The sequence below is a fragment of the Mycobacterium sp. IDUB_9 genome (genome assembly GCF_055419505.1).
This window is the reverse complement of record NZ_JBVAXU010000003.1, coordinates 722817-742553: the sequence shown is the minus strand read 5'-3', so window position 1 is coordinate 742553 and position 19737 is coordinate 722817. Positions and strand designations below refer to the sequence as shown.

The window sequence follows — 19737 nt, the reverse complement described above, 5'->3', positions numbered from 1 at the left end:
CGGTGTGACAGAAGGTGCGTTGTTGGGTCTGTGGATCGCCATTGCGGTCGTCGCTGTACTGATCGTCGTCGCCCTCACGGTGGGGGTGGTGCGTTACCGGCGGCGGCGGATCAGCCTGTCGGAACGAGACGAGTCGAAACCGATCGACCGCTCCGGCGGCTATACGGCGTCCTCGGGCATCACGTTCAGCAAGTCGGATACGCCGACGCTAGAGCGCATCGACACCAGCGGACTGCCTGCGGTCGGTGATGACGCCACCATTCCGCGGGATGCTCCCAAGCGCACCATCGCCGATGTTCAACTGCCGGAGCCGCCGGTCGAGACAGTCGCACCAGAAGCGCCGCCGGCGCCCGAGGGACCCGCAGACTCGGCCCCCGCCCCGGTAATCCCCGATGAGCCGGGCGCGCCGGAAGTGGCCGCCGAGGCTCCCGACGCCGTGGCCGCTGCCGTGGAGGACATCGCCCCGGCCGAAGGCCGCATGGACCGGTTGCGGGGCCGCCTCGCCAAGTCCCAGAACGCGTTGGGCCGCAGCATGCTCGGGCTGCTCGGCGGCGGTGATCTCGACGAGGACTCATGGGAGGCCGTCGAGGACACCCTGCTGATCGCCGACCTCGGTCCGGTGGTCACCGAGTCCGTTGTGGCGGCGTTGCGTGAGCGGATGGCCAGCAAGGGCGTGCGCAGCGAGGCCGACGCGCGCGCGGTGTTGCGCGAGGTGCTGATATCGGAGTTGCGGCCGGAGTTGGACCGTTCCATCAAGGCGCTGCCGCACGCCGACAAGCCGTCGGTGCTGTTGGTGGTCGGAGTGAACGGCACCGGGAAGACCACCACCGTGGGCAAGCTGGCCCGGGTGCTGGTCGCCGATGGCCGCCGCGTCGTGCTCGGCGCGGCCGACACCTTCCGCGCTGCGGCCGCCGACCAATTGCAGACCTGGGCCGCGCGCGTCGGGGCCGACGTGGTGCGGGGACCCGAAGGTGCGGATCCGGCATCGGTGGCGTTCGACGCGGTCGACGAGGGAGTCAAGGTCGGTGCTGACGTTGTCGTCGTCGACACCGCTGGTCGCCTGCACACCAAGACCGGCCTGATGGACGAACTCGGCAAGGTCAAGCGGGTGGTGGAGAAGCGCGCCACTGTCGACGAGGTGCTGTTGGTGCTCGACGCCACCATCGGCCAGAACAGCCTGCCGCAGGCCAAGGTGTTCGCCGAGGTCGTGGACATCACCGGCGTGGTTCTGACCAAGCTCGACGGCACCGCCAAGGGCGGCATCGTGTTCCGGGTTCAACAGGAACTCGGTGTACCGGTCAAGCTCGTCGGACTCGGTGAAGGGCCCGACGACCTCGCACCGTTCGAGCCTGCGGCGTTCGTCGACGCCCTGCTGGGCTAGAAAACCCAGGGAATCGCACGGTGTAACACCGGCGAAACGCAGCCTGCCCATCCGTTCACACGAGCGAAACGCGGCGGCGTCGTAGTTGAAACATCCACTCAGCATTGTCTTGACCAGGTCAATGGCTGCAAACCCTTGCGGCCGTGGTGTGGTGAAGGAGGAAACTGCGAGTGGAGCAATTCCCGATATTGGGTGCACCGGATACCGGTGACACGGCATGGATGCTGGCCGCCGCCGCACTTGTGCTGTTGATGACGCCGGGTCTGGCCTTCTTCTACGGCGGCATGGTGCGTGCCAAGGGCGTGCTCAACATGATCATGATGAGCGTCAGCGCGATGGGTGTCGTCACGGTCCTGTGGGCGTTGTACGGCTACTCGGTGGCATTCGGTAACGACACCGCAGGCGTGATCGGTGACCCCGGGCAGTTCTTCGGCCTCAAGGGTCTGATCGGAGCGAACGGCTCAGCCGATGCGCCCATCGCGTTGGTCGGCACGATCCCGGCCACCGTGTTCGTGGGATTCCAGCTGATGTTCGCGATCATCACGGTCGCCCTGATCTCCGGTGCTGTCGCCGATCGCATCAAGTTCGGGGGCTGGCTGCTGTTCGCTGCGCTGTGGGCGACCTTTGTCTACTTCCCGGTCGCGCACTGGGTATTCGACTTCGACGTCAAGGGATCCGACGGTGAGACCGTAATCCACCACGGCGGATGGATCGCCAACCAGCTCAAGGCAATTGACTTCGCCGGTGGCACCGCGGTGCACATCAACGCCGGTACCGCGGGCCTGGTCCTGGCAATCATCCTCGGTAAGCGGCTCGGTTGGCCCGGTACGCCGATGCGCCCGCACAACCTCCCGTTCGTGATGCTCGGCGCCGGCCTGCTGTGGTTCGGCTGGTACGGATTCAACGCCGGTTCTGCGGTGTCGGCCAACGGAGTTGCAGGTTCGACCTTCGTCACAACCACGGTGGCGACCGCAGCAGCCATGCTGGCCTGGCTGCTCACCGAGCGCATCCGTGACGGGCATGCCACCTCCCTGGGTGCGGCATCGGGCATCGTTGCCGGGCTGGTGGCGATCACGCCGTCCTGCTCGTCGGTGAATGTGGTGGGCGCACTGGTGATCGGTGTTACCGCAGGTGTGCTGTGCGCTCTGGCGGTGGGCTTGAAGTTCAAGTTCGGTTTCGACGATTCGCTCGACGTCGTGGGTGTCCACCTGGTGGGTGGCATCGTCGGCACGTTGCTGGTCGGCCTGGTGGCGACCAAGGAAGCACCTGCCGCGGTTGCCGGTCTGTTCTACGGTGGCGGGTTCGATCAGCTGTGGCGACAGGCGGTCGGGGCCGGTGCTGTTCTGCTCTATTCGGCGGTGGGTACCGCTATCTTGGCGTTGATTGTCAAATACACCGTGGGCCTGCGCCTGGACAAAGAAGAGGAGGCATCCGGTATCGACGAGTCCGAGCACGCTGAGAGCGCTTACGACTTCGTCGCTGTCGGAACCGGTTCTGTTCTTGGTCGTCACGGCGGGGAGGAATAAGGGAATATGAAGCTGATCACTGCGATCGTCAAGCCGTTCACGCTGGAGGATGTCAAGACCGGCCTGGAGCAGACGGGCATCCTGGGGATGACGGTCAGCGAGGTACAGGGCTACGGCCGGCAGAAGGGCCACACCGAGGTCTACCGCGGTGCCGAGTATTCGGTGGACTTCGTGCCGAAGGTCCGGGTGGAGGTGGTCGTCGACGATTCCGCGGTCGACAAGGTCGTGGACGTCATCGTGCAGGCCGCCCGCACCGGGAAGATCGGCGACGGGAAGGTCTGGGTCAGCCCGGTCGACACCGTTGTCCGCGTCCGCACCGGTGAGCGAGGAGCTGACGCCCTGTAGCCGAGCGTCCGTCGAGACGTCTTCTCCCGGCCAGGAATCGCGTGAGCACAACCCGGAATCGGCCGGGGGAGGAGTCGAAATGACAGAAGACAAACCAGAATCCACCGACGAGCGCTTGCGCGAGGAGCAGTCGGGCGCCGGAGCCTCTCCCCAGGAGGCTTCGGCGGGTTTGTCTCGGCCGGCCAATGATCTGGTAGCGGCCACCCAGCAGTTGCTCACCGGCGGATCCCGTCAACTGGATGCGTCCGGTCTGCGGGACGCGTTACTCGATCTGCACGAATTCTGGCTCACCACAAAGGCTGCCGAGATCGGCATCACGGCCACCAGCGGATTCGCCATCGTGGCCACCGGTGGTCTGGGCCGCGGCGAGATGTTGCCGTACTCCGACCTCGATCTCATGTTGCTGCATGACAACATGCCCGTCGAGCTGGTCTCTGAGGTGGCCGAAAAGCTCTGGTATCCCTTGTGGGACGCCAATATTCGTATCGATCACAGTGTGCGCACCGTGCCCGAAGCCCTCAAGGTCGCCGGTGAGGACATCGCGGTGGGTCTGGCGATGCTCGATGCCCGCCATATGGCCGGTGACGCCGATCTGTCGGCGTTACTCGTCGGCGGGGCGCGCCGGCAGTGGCGCATCGGAATCGCCTCGCGGTTCGACGAACTCGTCGAACACGCGCAGGCGCGCTGGCAGCGCAGCGGCCAGATCGCGCACCGCGCCGAGCCTGACCTCAAATCGGGCCGAGGCGGTCTGCGGGACGTACAGCTGCTCAACGCGCTCGCGATAGCGCAACTGGCCGACGTGTATCCGAGCCGGGCGCTGGCTTCGCCGACCGGAACGCTCGGCGGTGCCCACCTGTCGTTGCTGAATGTGCGTACTGAACTACACCGTGCCTCCGGCCGTGGTCGGGAACTGCTGTTGGCCCAGCATGCCGATGAGATCGGTGCTGCTTTGCGGATCGGGGATCGATTCGACCTCGCCCGCACCCTGTCCGACGCGGCCCGGACCGTGAGCTACTACGTCGACTCCGGTATCCGGACAGCCGCGAATGCCTTACCTCGCCGCGGTTTCGCCGCGCTTCGCCGCCCGGTGCGCCGCCCGCTCGACGAGGGAGTGATCGAATACGCCGGAGAGGTGATCCTGGCCCGCGACGCGCGGCCGGAACGTGATCCGGGTCTGATCCTGCGGGTCGCGGCGGCGTCGGCGGGTACCGGGCTGCCGATGGCGGTGTCCACGCTGAGCAGGCTGGCCGAGACCGCACCCGAACTGCGTACACCGTGGCCGCGTCCAGCCCTCAAAGATCTGCTGGTTTTGCTCGCGTCGGGCCCCGCAGCGGTCGCCACCATCGAGGCACTCGACCGCACCGGCCTCTGGGGCCGGCTGTTCCCGGAGTGGGGTGCGGTGCGGGACCTGCCGCCGCGGGATGTCGTGCACACCTGGACAGTCGACCGGCACTTGGTCGAAACTGTCTCGCGGGCAAGTGCTTTCACCACCCGGGTGTCGCGTCCGGATCTGCTGCTGCTGGGTGCGCTGTGCCACGACATCGGCAAGGGTCGCGGCGGGGACCACAGCGTGATCGGCGCGGAGTTGGCCACCCAGATCGGCACCCGGCTGGGTCTGTGGCCGTCGGACATCGAAGTGCTCTCGAAGGTCGTCCGGTACCACCTACTGCTGCCCGACACCGCGACGCGACGAGATCTGCAGGACCCCAAGACCATTGACGCGGTGGCCGACGCTCTCGGTGGGGACACGGTGCTGCTGGAGCTGCTCCATGTCCTGGCCGAGGCCGATTCGCTGGCCACCGGACCGGGAGTATGGGGCGATTGGAAGGCGTCGCTGATCGGTGACCTGGTGCGACGGTGCCGCCTGGTGATGGCCGGTGAATCGCTGCCGCAGCCCGACCCGATCGAGCCGCGCTTCATGGCGTTGGCCGGTGAGGCCGGCGTCCACGTGGAACTCACGCCGGGGGATGGTCCGCACATCTACAACGTCACGATGATCGCCGCGGACCGGCGCGGTCTGCTGTCCAAGGCCGCCGGCGTGCTGGCGTTGAATTCCCTGCGGGTGCACTCGGCATCGGTCAACAGCCACGAGGGTTCGGCGATCAACACCTTCGCGGTGTCTCCGCACTTCGGTGCGCCACCAGCCGTGGAACTGCTACGCCAGCAGTTCATCCTCGCGCTCGACGGTGAACTGGACGTGATCGGTGCGCTGGAACGCCGCGACCATGAGGCCGCCCAGCATCCGACGACCCGGGCCGGTGAGATCCTGGCCTCGGTGCCGGCCAACCACGTGCCCGCCGCGCCCCGCATCCTGTGGTCGCCGGGTACGGCTCCCGAAGACCTGATCGTCCAGATCCGCACGATCGACCGGTCGGGCCTGTTGTCCCGGCTGACGGCGGTGTTCGAGCGCGACGGGGTGGATGTCGCCTGGGCGAAGGTGACCACGCTGGGATCGTCGGTGATCGACGTCTTCTGCATCACCGCACCGGCACTGGCCGGTGACGAAGCACGACGGGCGGCGGTCCGCGAGGAACTGGAGCGCGACATGTTCGCGATCCTGCCCGCGCCGCCACCGGCAAAGCAGGCGAAACCGGCCGAGCACGCCAGTTGATCCACACTGATCTGCTGGGCGCTGGACGCGATAGGTTCCGGCTCGCGGCGGCCGACCACGCCTCAAATCCCGGGCCGCTAGGCTTACCACGTGTTTGAGAGCCTGTCTGACCGGTTGACCGGAGCCCTGCAAGGCCTACGTGGCAAGGGGCGGTTGACCGACGCCGATATCGATGCCACGGCGCGCGAGATCCGGTTGGCCCTGCTGGAGGCCGACGTCTCGCTGCCTGTGGTGCGTGCCTTCGTCGCGCGGATCAAGGATCGCGCCAAGGGTGCAGAGGTCTCGGCCGCGCTGAATCCTGCGCAGCAGGTGGTCAAGATCGTCAACGAGGAGCTGATCGGCATCCTCGGCGGCGAGACCCGTCAGCTGGCTTTCGCGAAAAACCCACCGACGGTGATCATGCTCGCCGGTCTGCAAGGTGCCGGTAAGACCACGCTGGCCGGCAAGCTGGCGAAATGGCTGAAGGGACTCGGCCACACCCCGTTGCTCGTGGCGTGTGACCTGCAGCGGCCCGGTGCCGTCAACCAGCTGCAGATCGTGGCCGAGCGCGCGGGCGTGGCTTCCTTCGCCCCCCACCCGGGCACCGCGCCCGGCGCGCACGAATCCGACGGCGCAGGGGACCCGGTGGCGGTGGCCGCGGCCGGCCTGGCCGAAGCCCGGGCCAAGCACTTCGACGTCGTCCTCGTCGATACCGCGGGGCGGCTGGGCATCGACGACGAACTGATGAGTCAGGCCGCCGCGATCCGCGACGCCGTGCGCCCCGACGAGACCCTGTTCGTCCTCGACGCCATGATCGGTCAGGACGCCGTCGCCACCGCCGAGGCGTTCCGCGAGGGTGTCGGCTTCACCGGTGTCGTGCTGACCAAGCTCGACGGCGACGCCCGTGGTGGTGCGGCCTTGTCGGTCCGCGAGATCACCGGTGTGCCGATCCTGTTTGCCTCAGCGGGGGAGAAGCTCGAAGACTTCGACGTCTTCCACCCCGACCGGATGGCCAGCCGCATCCTGGGCATGGGCGATGTGCTCACCCTCATCGAGCAGGCAGAGCAGGTCTTCGATCAGCAGAAGGCCGAGGAGGCCGCGGCCAAGATCGGCTCCGGTGAGCTGACGCTGGAGGATTTTCTCGAGCAGATGCTGGCGATCCGCAAGATGGGCCCGATCGGCAACCTGCTGGGCATGCTGCCCGGGGCCGGTCAGATGAAGGATGCGTTGGCCGCGGTCGACGACAAGCAGTTGGACCGGGTTCAGGCGATCATCCGCGGTATGACGCCGGCCGAGCGGGCCGATCCCAAGATCATCAACGCCTCGCGCCGGATGCGGATCGCCAACGGCTCCGGTGTCGCGGTGTCGGAGGTCAATCAGCTCGTCGACCGGTTCTTCGATGCCCGCAAGATGATGTCGTCGATGGCCGGCCAGATGGGCATGCCCTTCGGCCGCAAGAACTCGCCGCGCAAGGCCGCCAAGGGCAAGAACAAGCAGGCCGGCAAGGGTAAAGGCAAGGGCAAGGGGCGCGGCCCGACACAGCCGAAGAACCCGTTTGGCGCACCCGGAGCGATGCCGGCCGGTTTCCCGGACTTGTCGAACATGCCCAAGGGCCTCGACGAATTGCCGCCCGGCTTGGCCGATTTCGACCTGTCGAAACTGAAGTTCCCCGGCCAGAAGTAGCGCAGTGCTCCACGTCCGCGGCCGCGGCCTACCCGACGGCGAGCCCGTCGAGTGGTGGGTGGCCGGGGGCACGCTGTCAGCGGAGCCGATTGCCAACGCCGACACCGTCTTTGACGGAGGCTGGATCATTCCCGGCCTGGTCGACGCGCACTGTCATGTCGGCCTGGGGCCCGGCGGCGCGGTGTCGCTCGACGAGGCCGTCACCCAGGCCGAAACCGAACGCGATGCCGGTGCGCTGCTGCTGCGTGACGCCGGATCGCCGGTGGACACCCGGAGCTTCGACGACCGCGAGGACCTGCCGCGGATCATCCGGGCCGGAAGGCATCTGGCCCGGCCTAAGCGGTATTCGCCGGGGTTGCCGATCGACATCGAGGACGAGGCGCAACTGCCTGCCGCCGTGGCCGAGCAGGCCCGGTGGGGCGACGGCTGGGTCAAGCTGGTCGGCGATTGGATCGACCGGGGAGTCGGGGACCTGGCACCGCTGTGGTCCGACGAGATCCTCAAAGCTGCGATCGACGCCGCCCACACCGAAGGGGCGCGGGTCACCGCGCACGTATTCGGTGAGGATGCGCTGCCCGGCCTCATCAAGGCCGGAATCGACTGCATCGAGCATGGCACCGGAATCACCGATGACACCATCGAATTGATGCTCCAACACGGCACAGCACTGGTGCCGACCCTGATCAACATCGACAATTTCCCCGGCATCGCCGATGCGGCGGGCAAGTACCCCGCGTACGCGAAGCACATGCGTGACCTGTATGCCTCCTGTCGCACCCGGGTCGGCGCCGCCTACGAGGCCGGGGTGCCGATTTTTGCGGGTACCGACGCCGGCGGCATGATCGCGCACGGCCGCATCGCCGACGAGATCGAGGCGCTCAAGGGCATCGGGATGAGCCCCACCGCCGCCCTGGGGGCGGCCAGTTGGGATGCCCGGGCCTGGCTCGGCCGACCCACACTGGAGCACGGAGCGTCCGCGGACCTGGTGTGTTACACCGACGATCCGCGTGATGGTGGGGTCAGCCACCCGGATCTGGTGATCCTGCGCGGTCGCGTGTGGCGTTGAGCCTGCGCCGATGGCGCACAAGTGCGAGTAGGGAGCGCCGTCACCGCAGTGTCAGCGGCCCACCGCGAGCAGAACCTCAGTACACGTCGCGTAGGTAGCGGTGGGTCTTGATCAGGTTGTTGACGTAGGCGTGCGCGGCGTCGGCATCCATGCCGCCGCTGTCGGCGACGATCTCATGCAGGGCGGCATCGACATCCTTGGCCATGCGGTCGGCGTCACCGCACACGTAGAGGTATGCACCGTCCTGCAGCCAGGCGAACAACTCGGCTGAGTTCTCCCGCATGCGTTGTTGCACATACACTTTCGCGTCCTGATCGCGGGAGAAGGCCATGTCCAGCCGGGTGAGCGTGCCCGACTCGACGAATGCTGTCAGTTCGTCGCCGTAGAGGAAATCCGTGGCCCGGCGCCGGTCGCCGAAGAACAGCCAGGACCGGCCCGTCGCGGCGGCGGCCTGCCGCTCCTGCAGGAATGCCCGGAACGGCGCGATCCCGGTACCCGGTCCGATCATGATGATCGGCACATCGCCGGCGGGCAGCCGGAAGTGATGGTTGGGGCGCAGGTGCACCCTTACCGTCTGCGTGCGCTCGGCCAGATAGGTCGAGGCCACGCCGCCGTGTTGGCGGTCGGCGGCGGGGTAGCGCACCGTGGCCACGGTCAGATGGACGTGATCGGGATGTACCAGCGGGCTGGAGGCGATCGAGTAATCGCGGAACTGCAACGGGCGCAACGTATCTACGACCTCATCGACCGTCAGGCCGGCGCGCCGGATGAGATCGAGGACATCTTCTCCGTAGGCGGCGGCACCGGTCAGGTCCTGCAGCGCTCGCGAAGGCGTCCGGATTTCCAGGCGCTCGGTGAGCAAGACCCCCAAGGTCTCCTCCGAGTCGGCGACCCGGTGGTCGGGGCCCACCTTGAATTCGGCAAGGATTGCCGCGACCAGATCGGGATCGTTGGTCGCGTGGACAGCCAGTGAATCGCCGGCCTGATAAGTGATTCCGCAACCGGAGAGGTCGAGCTCGTAGTGGCGGACTTCCTTGTCGGATTCCGCCGCGGTCAGCAGTCGGTTGACTGTCAGGGCGGCATCGAAGGTGCGGTTGCGGTCCTGGTTGCGGAGCGGGGGATCAGCCGGTGCGGATTCCACGACGGTGGTGGGCGCGAGGGATCCAGCCTGGACGGTGGTGAGCTGTTTGACGAGGTCGTTGGTCCAGGCCGCGGCAGGTTCCTGGTAGTACCCGTCGACGTCGACCCGGTCGACCAGCCGGGTGGCACCCAGCTCCTCCAGCCGTGCGTCGAGGAGTATGCCTGCGTTGCAGAACAATTCGTAGGACGTGTCCCCGAGCGCCAGCACCGCGAAACTCAGATGCTCCAGCCGTTCGGTCGAGCCGCTGATCGCCTCCCAGAACAACGTGGCGGTGTCGGGGAATTCGCCGTCGCCGAAGGTTGAGGTGACAGCGATGAAATGCGTTGCGGTACCGAGTTGGCCGAGCTCCACCTGGTTGAGTTCGACGGCCTCGGCAGGAATTCCGGCGGCGGTGGCGGCCTCGGCGAAGGACATGGCAGCGTCTTCGGCGTTGCCCATGTCGGTGCCATAGGCGACCACCAACGAGAATTCACGGTCGGACACATCGGCTCCCCTCATCGCGCGCGGGCACTCCACGCGAATTTAGGGTTACCTTAGTTGGGCGCGAGTCCCGGTGGGACCCTACCTTTTACCGTCGATGGTCAGTGCGAGAAACCGTAGTCGAACAGGTTGATCGCCTGCCCGTAGAGATCCCCGGTGCCGTACATCTGGACCACGACCAGCCGCCGGTTACCCCGTTGGGCGGCACCGACATACGTCTTGCGGGCCAGGTCCGTGTATCCGGTTTTTCCGGCGATGTCACCGGGATAGCGTGCAAGCAGTTCGTTCTGGTTGGTCAGGGTCTTGCCGGGGAACTGGGCCGAGGGCTGGCGCATGATCTGCGCGATCAACGGATATCTCAGCGCCGCCCGCAGGATCACCGCCAGATCGTGCGGAGTGGTGACGGTCTCCCATCCGGGACCGTCGAGGCCCGACGGGGACGAAGCCCGCGTATTGCGGGCGCCGACACTGGCGGCCTTGCGGGTCATCGCCGCGACTGTGGCGGGGCGGCCGCCCAGCATGTCGGCGAGCATGTTCGCCGCATCGTTGCCCGACACCATGAGCAGCGCTTCCAGCAGTTGGCGCGTGGTGTACGGCTGTCCCGGTTTGAGGCCGACGCACGAACATTCGACCTTGGTGTGGGACTCGTTGGCCCGCGCGAAGTTGTCGGGGCGAAGGTGATCCAGCACCACCATCGCCAAGAGCGGCTTGATGGTGCTGGCCGGGGCGTACGAGCCATTGGGATCCTTGGACGCGAGCACCTGGCCGGTGTCCAAGTCGGCGACCAGCCAGGCCTTGGCGGGCCCGTCGGGAATCTGGGCGCCGGCGGGCTGAACGCTTGGCTGCGCGTTCGCGGCGGGCGTGACCGAGAGCACCGCGCCGAGGGCGAGCGCGGTCGCCGCGAACAGTCTTCGCACGGAAGGTGACGCTACGGAGCACAGGACTCGCTCAGCGCGCGATCAGGTTTCCGATTGGTTGCGATGGCCGAGGTGGTGCGTTGCCGACACCGCTACAACGTGCTGATGCCGGCCGAGCGGTCTTGCGCGAAACCCCAGTCCAACAGGCTGGTGGCCTGGTCCCAGTAGGTCGGCCCGCCTTCCTTGACCAGCCCGTACATCATCGCGATCACCAACCGGCGGCCGTCGCGTTGCGCAGCGCCGACGAACGTCTTGCGCGCCACATCGGTGAAACCGGTCTTACCGCCGAGCATGCCCGGATAGCGGCCGAGCATCTCGTCCTGGTTGACCAACGTGACCGGGCCGGTGGCACCGGGGAACGAGGCCGACGGCGACGACGTGATCGCGGCGAACACCGGATTGGCCAGTGCGGCGCGGAAGATCACCGCCAGGTCCCGCGGCGTGGTGGTCCCGTCGATGCCGGGGCCGTTCAGACCGGACGGTGACCCGGCATGGGTCGCGTTCGCGCCGAGCGCGACGGCCTTGGCATTCATCTTGGCGACGGCGGCATCCTTGCCGCCGAGCATGTGCGCCAAGGTGTCGGCGGCGTCGTTGCCGGAGACCAGCAGCAAGGCGTCGAGCAGCTGTTGCATGGTGTAGGTGCGTCCGGCTTTGATCCCGACGCAGGTGCACTCGACTTTACGGTCGGCCTCATCCGCGACGACGGTGGCGTCCAGCGGAAGTTCGTCGAGGGCTACCAGCGCCAGCAGTGTCTTGATGGTGCTGGCAGGTGCGTGCGGAACGTACTGGTCCCGACCTGCCAGGATCTGGCCGGTGTCCATGTCGGCGACGATCCAGGCGGGTGCGGGTCCGTCCGGGATGGGCGCCGCGCCGACCTGCTGCACGCCGGCATCTGCATAGGCGGCGGGGGAGCCGATCACGGCGCCGACTACAACTGTGGGAAGGAGTGCTGCGAGACAGAGCGAGATTGCGCCGACGAGCCTGACCATGTGCACTGACCCTAAAGCGTGTACATACCTCGCGCATAGGTGCCCGAGGAAGATTCGACGAATTCGAGGGGAGACACCGTGGCCGAACCTGCCACCATGCCGGAGGCGGAACGCAAGTGGATGGTCGACACTCTGCTGGCGTTGCTGCAGACCCCGAGCCCGTCGGGACGAACCGACGCCGTGATGCAGTTGATCGGCGACATTCTCAACGACCTCGGCGTGCCGTTCACCCTGACCCGGCGCGGCGCGTTGACCGCCGAACTGCCGGGTGAGTCGCCAACCATCGACCGGGCGCTGGTGGTGCACTCCGACACCATCGGGTGCATGGTCCGGGATCTGAAGGACAACGGCCGTCTCGAGTTGGTCCCGGTCGGTACGTTCTCCGCGCGGTTCGCCGCGGGGGCCCGGGTGCGGATCTTCTCCGACGACCCAGACGAGTTCTTCACGGGCACGATCATGCCGCTCAAGGCCAGCGGGCACGCATACGGAGACGAGATCGACACCCAGCCCACCGACTGGGAGCACGTCGAGGTCCGGGTGGACCGCAACGTGGCGACCCGTGCGGATCTGGAACGTCTGGGGCTGAACGTGGGTGACTTCGTCGCGCTGATCGCCAGCCCCGAACTCACCGAGGATGGCTTCGTGGTGTCCCGGCACCTCGACGGGAAAGCCGGGGTGGCGGTCGCGTTGGCTCTGGCCAAGACCATCGCCGAGCAGAAGATCGTGCTGCCGCACCGGGCGACGCTGATGGTGACCATCACCGAGGAGGTGGGGCACGGCGCAAGTCACGGGCTTCCGCCCGATGTGGCCGAACTGGTCTCGGTCGACAACGCGGTCTGCGCCCCCGGACAGCACTCGATCGAGCACGGTGTGACGATCCCGATGGCCGATCTGCACGGCCCGTTCGACTATCACCTGACCCGCAAGCTCTGCCGCCTGGCCAAGGGGCAGGGCATTCCGTTCGCGCGTGACGTGTTCCGGTACTACCGGTCCGACGCGGCGGCTGCCATCGAAGCGGGCGCAGGTACCCGGGCGGCGCTGGTGGGTTTCGGTCTGGACGGCAGCCACGGCTGGGAACGGACTCACCTGGACTCGTTGGAGGCCACCTATCTTCTGCTGAATGCCTGGCTGCAGACACCGTTGACGTTCGAGGCGTGGGATTCCAGCCCGACCGGTGCGCTGCGTGATTTCCCGTCCTCGAAACAGCCGGCGCCCAGCGAGCAGTGGGTGCCGCTGTCCCGCGGCGATTTCACCGAACCGGGTGACGCCTCGCCAGGGGAGCATTGGCCGCCTTCGGAGGGACCGCATACGTGACGTGGTGTTGAATCGAATGGTGCTGAGCCTGGAAGAGATTTCGGACCGTCTTGAGATCCAGCAGTTGTTGATCGACTACTCCACGGCGATAGACCGCCGACTGTTCGATGACCTCGATGTGGTGTTCACCTCCGATGCCTATATCGACTACCGGGCAATGGGCGGCATCGATGGCCGATACCCGGAGGTCAAGGCCTGGCTGGCCGAAGTGTTGCCGAACTTTCCGGCCTACGCCCACATGCTCGGGAACTTCGATGTGCGCATCAAGTACGACGCGGCCGGCGACACCGCATCTTCGCGCACCATCTGCTTCAACCCCATGGTGCTGCCGGGGCTGGAGCAACAGGTGTTGTTCTGCGGGCTCTGGTACGAGGACGAGTTCGTGCGGACCGCCGACGGTTGGCGGATGAGCCGCCGCGTCGAGACCAAGTGTTTCGACAAGGTCGTCTGACCGCGCACAATTTTGGTCAGTACTGCCTGCTCTGGCACAATTGGGCGCTGTCTGCCGCGCGACTCGTTCAATGCGCTGCGCGGCGGTCACACACGTAAGGCAAAACCGGATCGGGCAATTCCGCCCGCATCGCCGAATTGCAGCGTGACACTCAAGGAGAAGTGCTTACACATGGCTGTCAAGATCAAGCTCACCCGGCTTGGCAAGATCCGTAACCCCCAGTACCGCATCGCTGTCGCCGACGCGCGCACCCGCCGCGAAGGCCGCTCCATCGAGGTCATCGGCCGTTACCACCCGAAGGAAGAGCCGAGCCTGATCGAGATCGATTCGGAGCGCGCGCAGTACTGGTTGGGCGTCGGTGCTCAGCCCACCGAGCCGGTTCTGGCCCTGCTGAAGATCACCGGTGACTGGCAGAAGTTCAAGGGCCTGCCGGGCGCCGAGGGCACGCTGAAGGTCAAGGAGCCCAAGCCGTCCAAGCTGGACCTGTTCAACGCGGCGCTGGCCGAGGTCGAGAGCGGCGGCGGTGCGGCTGCTGTCACGCCCAAGAAGAAGAAGGCTCCCGCCAAGAAGGATCAGCAGGACGAGGCTGCAGCCGAAACCGCCGAGGCTGCGGCGCCGGCTGCTGAGGCCGCTGCCGACGACGCCGCAAGCGAGAGCTGAGCATCGCAGTGAGTTCTGTCGTGGTCGACGCCGTCGAGCACCTGGTCCGCGGCATCGTGGACAATCCCGACGACGTACGTGTCGACATGGTCACCAGCCGCCGTGGGCGGACCGTCGAGGTGCACGTGCACCCCGATGACCTGGGCAAGGTCATCGGGCGCGGCGGCCGCACGGCCACTGCGCTGCGGACCCTGGTCGCAGGCATCGGTGGGCGCGGTATTCGCGTCGACGTGGTGGACACCGACCAGTAGCGTCGGATTCATGGACCTGGTTGTCGGGCGGGTTGTCAAAGCTCACGGCATTACCGGCGAGCTCGTCGTCGAGGTCCGCACCGACGACCCGGACGCCCGGTTCTTCCCTGGCGTGGTCCTTCGGGGCCGCGCCAAGGGGGGCACCGAGCGCACTTTCTCGGTCGATTCCGTGCGGGATCATGCTGGTCGGCTACTGATTCGTCTGGCCGGTATCGCCGACCGCAATGCGGCCGATGCGTTGCGCGGCACGGTGTTCATCGTCGATACCGCCGACCTGCCCGCGATCGATGACCCCGACGAGTTCTACGACCACGAGCTCGAAGGACTGCGGGTCGTCACGGCCGACGGCACCGCGGTGGGGGCGGTCCGTGAGGTACTGCACACCGCGGCCGGAGAGCTGTTGTCGGTCAAGGCAGATGCCGATGGCCGCGAAATACTCGTGCCGTTCGTCAGCGCCATCGTCACGTCGGTGTCCCGGGATACCGGAACTGTCGTCATCGAACCTCCGGACGGTCTGCTGAATCTGGACCTGGTCTGACGGGCCGCACTGTGCACATCGACGTCCTCACGATCTTCCCGGCCTATCTCGATCCGATCCGGCAGTCGTTGCCGGGCAAGGCGATTGACGCCGGAATACTCTCGATTGCCGTGCATGACCTGCGGAACTGGACGCGGGACGTGCACCGGTCGGTGGATGACTCGCCGTACGGCGGCGGCCCGGGGATGGTCATGAAAGCCCCCGTATGGGGCGAGGCGCTCGACGAAATATGTTCTGAGAAAACACTTTTGGTTGTGCCGACGCCGGCGGGCCGTCCCTTCACCCAGTCCGTTGCCGAGCGCTGGAGTGCGGAGTCGCACCTGGTGTTCGCGTGCGGACGGTACGAGGGGATCGACCAGCGGGTGGTCGACGACGCCGCCCGCCGGATGCGGGTCGAAGAGATTTCCATCGGTGACTACGTCCTCAACGGGGGCGAGTCGGCGGCGCTGGTCATGATCGAGGCGGTGGTCCGGTTGATGCCCGATGTTTTGGGTAACCCCGCATCGCACCAACAGGATTCGCATTCCGACGGCCTGCTTGAGGGGCCCAGCTACACCCGTCCGCAGAGCTGGCGTGGGCTGGATGTGCCCGAGGTGCTGCTGTCGGGGGATCACGCCAAGGTCGCGGCGTGGCGCCAGGAGCAGTCGTTGCAACGCACGCGGGAGCGCAGGCCCGATCTGCTCGACGAATCCTAGATCCGACCGCCGGGGAACATCGTCTTGACGGCGTCGGTGATGGTGTCGCGCGCGGTGGCGGCGTTGGTGGGCTGCAGCGAGCCGATCACCATGATGAAGCGTCGGTCGGCGCCGATCACTCCGGTGGACAGGTGCATCCAGTCCGAACCGATGCAGCACATCCAGCCCTGCTTGACCGCGACCGGTTCGGCGTAGAGGCCTTCGGGGATGCCGAATCGCTGAGGGTAGATGCCACCCGGTTGCGTGCCGTCGATGGCGTTCGGGGTGGACTGGGCCAGGTTGGAAAGGATGACGTTGGCCTGTTCGGCGGGCAGACCGCCGCTGCCGTTCATCATCATGTCGTAGTAGCGCACCAGGTCGGCCGCGGTGCTGATGGTGTTCCACCACCGCCCGTCGCTCGGTGGGCGCGTCGAGCCCAAGCCGTAGCGGGCAGCCACCCGGTTGACGATCGCGCTGCCGCCGCTGCGGTTCCAGAAGACCTCGGCGGCGCTGTCGTCGGACGACCGCAGCATCACGTCGAGGTTTTCGCGGTCCTCCGGGCTCAGGACGGTCTGGCCCTTGGCCTCCTGCAGGAGCAGGTCATCGGCGATGAACAACTTCACCACCGACGCAATGGCGATGGTGGTCCCGTTTCCGTTGGACACCAGTTGGCCGGTGTTGCGGTCGAGCACCAGCAGTGTGATCTCGGCGCCGGCGTCGGCGGCGTCCTGGGTGGCCTGTTGCGCGCGGTCCTCGATGCCCATGAAGGCGGCGGCAGGTTCTCCGGGCGGCGCCTCGGGGAGCGGAGCCAGGCTGCCCTGCGGGACGACGACGGTCAGTTGCGGCGCCCCGGCCGGCGCCGGGGGCGTTCCGTAGACCCGGGCTTCGCAGCCGACCGTCACGACCGCCATCGCGACCACTGCAGTCATGCTGACTGCGCTCGCCAGCATCGGCTTCGACGGCCGCCGTCGCATGGTCCTCCTTGAACCGTCAACGAAACCCGATGGGCTCTGCAGGACCGGCGCATCGGTGGGTGAAGCCTAACGGTTCGCCCCTCGGCCCGCGTGGTTAGTAGTGCTCGCAGTATGGTGCAGGAGTTGGGCCGAACGGGTGGACCGACCCGCCGGATTTCACGGTATGGGGACCCGTCTGGCACAATTGAGCAGTTGTCTGCGCAGGACTGGGCCGGCTTGTCCGCGTTCCGCTGCGAGATGCAACCCGATACACCCGAAAATAGCTTCGGCTGCGCGCCATGTGCGCGCCCGTCCGGAGCCGCGAACAACAAGGAAGTGTCACCGATGAACACGCTGGACTTCGTCGATCAGGCGTCGCTGCGCGACGACATCCCGACCTTCAGCCCCGGCGACACCGTGAACGTTCACGTGAAGGTGATCGAGGGCTCGAAGGAGCGCATCCAGGTCTTCAAGGGTGTCGTGATCCGTCGCCAGGGCGGCGGCATCCGCGAGACCTTCACCGTGCGTAAGGAGAGCTACGGCGTCGGCGTCGAGCGCACCTTCCCGGTGCATTCGCCCAACATCGACCACCTCGATGTCGTGACCCGCGGTGACGTGCGTCGCGCCAAGCTCTACTACCTGCGCGAACTGCGCGGCAAGAAGGCGAAGATCAAGGAAAAGCGCTGAGCGCGCTGCTCCGCCTGACGATGCTCCCGTCCCGGGACCGGTCACAACGCTCGCTACTGTGGTGCCTGTGACCGGACCCACCGACTCTGCCGACGCGCGCCCGGAGGGCAGCATCGAGTCCGATTCGGACATCGATTCTGATTCAGTGGAGTCTTCGGACGCGTCGCAGGACGAGTCCACCAAGGGCAAGCACTCCACGGCCCGCGAAATCGCCATTTTGGCGACTATCGCCCTGGTGCTCTATTACGTGACGCTGACGTTCATCGCGCGTCCGTATCTGATCCCGTCGGAATCCATGGAACCCACGCTGCACGGCTGCGCCGGGTGCGTGGGTGACCGGATCATGGTCGACAAGGTCACCTTCCGGTTCTCCAAGCCGGAGCCCGGCGATGTGGTGGTGTTCAAGGGCCCGCCGTCGTGGAACATCGGCTACAAGTCGATCCGTTCGGACAACACTGCGATCCGGTGGGTGCAGAATGCCCTCTCTTTCGTGGGCTTCGTGCCGCCCGATGAGAACGACTTGGTCAAGCGGGTCATCGCGGTGGGTGGCCAAACGGTGCAGTGCCGTGCCGATTCCGGTCTGACCGTCGACGGTAAACAGCTGAACGAGCCTTATCTGGACCCGGCCACCATGATGGCCGATCCGGGAATCTATCCGTGCCTCGGCCCTGAGTTCGGTCCGGTCACCATCCCGCCGGACCGACTGTGGGTGATGGGTGACAACCGGACCCATTCGGCAGATTCACGGTTCCACTGCAGCAATCTGCCCGCCGACGGGCAAAAGGGCCTGTTGTGTACCGGCGATGCGATGGCCGGCACCGTTCCGGTGGAGAATGTGATCGGAAAGGCGCGGTTCATCGCCTGGCCACCGTCCCGATGGGGCGGTATCAACGGCGTGAACCCACAGACCGACTCCTAGGAGCTGCCCTGTGCCTCCAGTGGCGAAGGCGTCGTGGCCGCCGCGAACGGTGATCCGGAGATCATCTGGTCTGCGCACCCTGGAATCCGCGTTGTATCGCAACGGTCTCGGCCCGGTCGCCGGAGTGGACGAGGTGGGCCGCGGGGCCTGCGCGGGACCTCTGGTGGTGGCGGCGTGTGTGCTCGGACCCAATCGGATGGACAGCCTCGCCTCTCTCGACGATTCCAAGAAGTTGGTTGAGCGGGAGCGGGAGCGGCTGTTTCCTCTGATTCGCCGGTATGCGCTGGCATATCACGTGGTGTTCATCCCGTCCGATGAGGTAGACCGGCTCGGTGTTCACGTGGCCAATATCGAGGGCATGCGACGTGCGGTGGCGGGGTTGTCCCTGCGGCCCGGGTATGTGCTGTCCGACGGGTTTCGGGTGCCGGGCCTGGCGGTGCCGTCCTTGCCGGTGATCGGCGGAGATGCCGCGGCGGCCTGCATCGCGGCGGCCAGCGTGCTCGCCAAAGTCAGCCGGGATCGGTTGATGGTCGAGATGGAGCAGCATCATCCCGGCTACGGGTTCGCCGAGCACAAGGGATACAGCACGCCGGCGCACTCGGCGGCGTTGACGGAGTTGGGGCCGTGTTCGGAGCACCGCCACTCGTATGTGAACGTGCGGCGGGCCGCAGAGACGGCAGATGTGCGGCGGGCCGCAGAGACGGCAGATGTGCGGCGGGCCGCAGAGACGGCAGATGTGCGGCGGGCCGCAGAGATGACAGACGCGCGACGGGATGTGGCACCAATGCGGCATGCTGAAGTGACGTACGCAAAGATGGTCGACAGGGCATCAGTACAACGAGAAGGACAGCACACCAGATGAGCGCCGAGGATCTCGAGAAGTATGAAACCGAGATGGAGCTCTCGCTTTACCGCGAATACAAGGACATCGTCGGGCAGTTCAGCTATGTCGTTGAGACTGAGCGCCGGTTCTACCTCGCCAACAGCGTGGAGCTGATTCCGCGTAACTCCGAGGGCGAGGTCTATTTCGAATTGAGGCTCGCCGATGCCTGGGTATGGGACATGTATCGCCCGGCCCGATTCGTCAAGCAGGTGCGCGTCATCACGTTCAAGGACGTGAACATCGAAGAGGTCGAAAAGCCCGAATTGCGGTTGCCGGAGTAGCAGCGGGC

20 protein-coding genes are annotated in these 19737 nt (G+C 66.4%); 16 read left to right on the top strand and 4 right to left on the bottom strand.

Translation table 11 applies throughout. The features are described 5' to 3' along the window. Positions 1–4 precede the first annotated feature (4 nt). The 6 genes from ftsY to ACZY08_RS17960 all read left to right on the top strand — a co-directional run bounded on the left by ftsY (position 5) and on the right by ACZY08_RS17960 (position 8591). On the top strand, positions 5–1381 hold the full coding sequence (ftsY, locus tag ACZY08_RS17985; RefSeq protein ID WP_463745331.1) for a signal recognition particle-docking protein FtsY: 1377 nt from the start codon (positions 5–7) through the stop codon (positions 1379–1381). Between the two features lie 170 nt (positions 1382–1551). Next, positions 1552–2907 (top strand): ammonium transporter, encoded by a 1356-nt coding sequence (locus ACZY08_RS17980; RefSeq protein WP_463745332.1) that lies wholly within the window; start codon positions 1552–1554, stop codon positions 2905–2907. A 6-nt stretch (positions 2908–2913) separates the two neighbouring features. Next, entirely contained in the window at positions 2914–3252 is a 339-nt protein-coding gene (locus tag ACZY08_RS17975) for a P-II family nitrogen regulator (RefSeq protein WP_003881099.1), read from the top strand. Positions 3253–3331: 79 nt separating this feature from the next. Further along, positions 3332–5863: a [protein-PII] uridylyltransferase gene (locus ACZY08_RS17970; RefSeq protein ID WP_463745333.1), complete on the top strand. Its 2532-nt coding sequence runs from the start codon at positions 3332–3334 to the stop codon at positions 5861–5863. Between the two features lie 90 nt (positions 5864–5953). Further along, positions 5954–7525: a signal recognition particle protein gene (ffh, locus tag ACZY08_RS17965; protein ID WP_463745334.1), complete on the top strand. Its 1572-nt coding sequence runs from the start codon at positions 5954–5956 to the stop codon at positions 7523–7525. 4 nt (positions 7526–7529) lie between these two features. Continuing rightward, positions 7530–8591 carry a metal-dependent hydrolase family protein gene (locus ACZY08_RS17960; RefSeq protein WP_463745335.1) on the top strand — a complete coding sequence of 354 codons (1062 nt, stop codon included), beginning with the start codon at positions 7530–7532 and terminating at the stop codon, positions 8589–8591. Between the two features lie 76 nt (positions 8592–8667). Here the strand turns inward: ACZY08_RS17960 and ACZY08_RS17955 are convergent, their stop codons facing one another. From ACZY08_RS17955 to ACZY08_RS17945, 3 genes are all read right to left on the bottom strand, one after another. Then, on the bottom strand, positions 8668–10230 hold the full coding sequence (locus ACZY08_RS17955) for a diflavin oxidoreductase (protein WP_463745336.1): 1563 nt from the start codon (positions 10228–10230) through the stop codon (positions 8668–8670). Positions 10231–10313: 83 nt separating this feature from the next. After that, positions 10314–11129, bottom strand: a complete 816-nt coding sequence (locus ACZY08_RS17950; RefSeq protein WP_463745337.1) for a D-alanyl-D-alanine carboxypeptidase — start codon at positions 11127–11129, stop codon at positions 10314–10316. 92 nt (positions 11130–11221) lie between these two features. Next, positions 11222–12118, bottom strand: coding sequence for a D-alanyl-D-alanine carboxypeptidase family protein (locus ACZY08_RS17945; protein ID WP_463745338.1), 897 nt, complete (start codon positions 12116–12118; stop codon positions 11222–11224). Positions 12119–12214: 96 nt separating this feature from the next. On the opposite strand from ACZY08_RS17945, the gene ACZY08_RS17940 reads away from it, so the two are divergent. The 6 genes from ACZY08_RS17940 (at position 12215) to trmD (ending at position 16027) form a co-directional block, all read left to right on the top strand. Further along, positions 12215–13432, top strand: coding sequence for an osmoprotectant NAGGN system M42 family peptidase (locus ACZY08_RS17940; RefSeq protein WP_463745954.1), 1218 nt, complete (start codon positions 12215–12217; stop codon positions 13430–13432). Positions 13433–13451: 19 nt separating this feature from the next. After that, positions 13452–13883, top strand: coding sequence for a nuclear transport factor 2 family protein (locus ACZY08_RS17935; protein ID WP_463745955.1), 432 nt, complete (start codon positions 13452–13454; stop codon positions 13881–13883). Positions 13884–14054: 171 nt separating this feature from the next. Continuing rightward, the gene (gene rpsP / locus ACZY08_RS17930; RefSeq protein WP_463745339.1) at positions 14055–14543 is read left to right on the top strand and encodes a 30S ribosomal protein S16; all 489 of its coding nucleotides are present in this window, start codon (positions 14055–14057) and stop codon (positions 14541–14543) included. A gap of 8 nt (positions 14544–14551) precedes the next feature. After that, positions 14552–14794 (top strand): RNA-binding protein, encoded by a 243-nt coding sequence (locus ACZY08_RS17925; RefSeq protein ID WP_003881089.1) that lies wholly within the window; start codon positions 14552–14554, stop codon positions 14792–14794. A gap of 10 nt (positions 14795–14804) precedes the next feature. Continuing rightward, positions 14805–15332, top strand: a complete 528-nt coding sequence (rimM, locus tag ACZY08_RS17920) for a ribosome maturation factor RimM (protein WP_463745340.1) — start codon at positions 14805–14807, stop codon at positions 15330–15332. 11 nt (positions 15333–15343) lie between these two features. Continuing rightward, positions 15344–16027, top strand: a complete 684-nt coding sequence (trmD, locus tag ACZY08_RS17915; protein WP_463745341.1) for a tRNA (guanosine(37)-N1)-methyltransferase TrmD — start codon at positions 15344–15346, stop codon at positions 16025–16027. On the opposite strand, the gene ACZY08_RS17910 is transcribed toward trmD, so the two are convergent. Further along, positions 16024–16980: a serine hydrolase gene (locus ACZY08_RS17910; protein WP_463745342.1), complete on the bottom strand. Its 957-nt coding sequence runs from the start codon at positions 16978–16980 to the stop codon at positions 16024–16026. The genes trmD and ACZY08_RS17910 overlap by 4 nt on opposite strands. Positions 16981–17304: 324 nt before the next feature. Here ACZY08_RS17910 and rplS point away from each other — a divergent pair, with 324 nt between their 5' ends. From rplS to ACZY08_RS17890, 4 genes are all read left to right on the top strand, one after another. After that, positions 17305–17646, top strand: coding sequence for a 50S ribosomal protein L19 (rplS, locus tag ACZY08_RS17905; RefSeq protein WP_029111328.1), 342 nt, complete (start codon positions 17305–17307; stop codon positions 17644–17646). A 67-nt stretch (positions 17647–17713) separates the two neighbouring features. Continuing rightward, positions 17714–18565, top strand: a complete 852-nt coding sequence (lepB, locus tag ACZY08_RS17900; protein WP_463745343.1) for a signal peptidase I — start codon at positions 17714–17716, stop codon at positions 18563–18565. Between the two features lie 19 nt (positions 18566–18584). Then, positions 18585–19427, top strand: a complete 843-nt coding sequence (locus ACZY08_RS17895; protein WP_463745956.1) for a ribonuclease HII — start codon at positions 18585–18587, stop codon at positions 19425–19427. Continuing rightward, positions 19424–19729: a DUF2469 domain-containing protein gene (locus ACZY08_RS17890; protein ID WP_003881082.1), complete on the top strand. Its 306-nt coding sequence runs from the start codon at positions 19424–19426 to the stop codon at positions 19727–19729. Before ACZY08_RS17895 ends, ACZY08_RS17890 begins: the two co-directional genes overlap by 4 nt. Positions 19730–19737 lie beyond the last annotated feature (8 nt).

Bases quoted from the DNA above. Each gene is read 5' to 3' on its own strand.
- rplS (WP_029111328.1), top strand. From the start codon at position 17,305: ATGAACACGCTGGACTTCGTCGATCAGGCGTCGCTGCGCGACGACATC.
- ACZY08_RS17890 (WP_003881082.1), top strand. From the start codon at position 19,424: ATGAGCGCCGAGGATCTCGAGAAGTATGAAACCGAGATGGAGCTCTCG.
- ACZY08_RS17910 (WP_463745342.1), bottom strand. From the start codon at position 16,980: ATGCGACGGCGGCCGTCGAAGCCGATGCTGGCGAGCGCAGTCAGCATG.
- rimM (WP_463745340.1), top strand. From the start codon at position 14,805: ATGGACCTGGTTGTCGGGCGGGTTGTCAAAGCTCACGGCATTACCGGC.
- ACZY08_RS17955 (WP_463745336.1), bottom strand. From the start codon at position 10,230: ATGAGGGGAGCCGATGTGTCCGACCGTGAATTCTCGTTGGTGGTCGCC.
- rpsP (WP_463745339.1), top strand. From the start codon at position 14,055: ATGGCTGTCAAGATCAAGCTCACCCGGCTTGGCAAGATCCGTAACCCC.
- ACZY08_RS17975 (WP_003881099.1), top strand. From the start codon at position 2,914: ATGAAGCTGATCACTGCGATCGTCAAGCCGTTCACGCTGGAGGATGTC.
- ACZY08_RS17940 (WP_463745954.1), top strand. From the start codon at position 12,215: ATGCCGGAGGCGGAACGCAAGTGGATGGTCGACACTCTGCTGGCGTTG.
- ACZY08_RS17945 (WP_463745338.1), bottom strand. From the start codon at position 12,118: ATGGTCAGGCTCGTCGGCGCAATCTCGCTCTGTCTCGCAGCACTCCTT.
- ACZY08_RS17970 (WP_463745333.1), top strand. From the start codon at position 3,332: ATGACAGAAGACAAACCAGAATCCACCGACGAGCGCTTGCGCGAGGAG.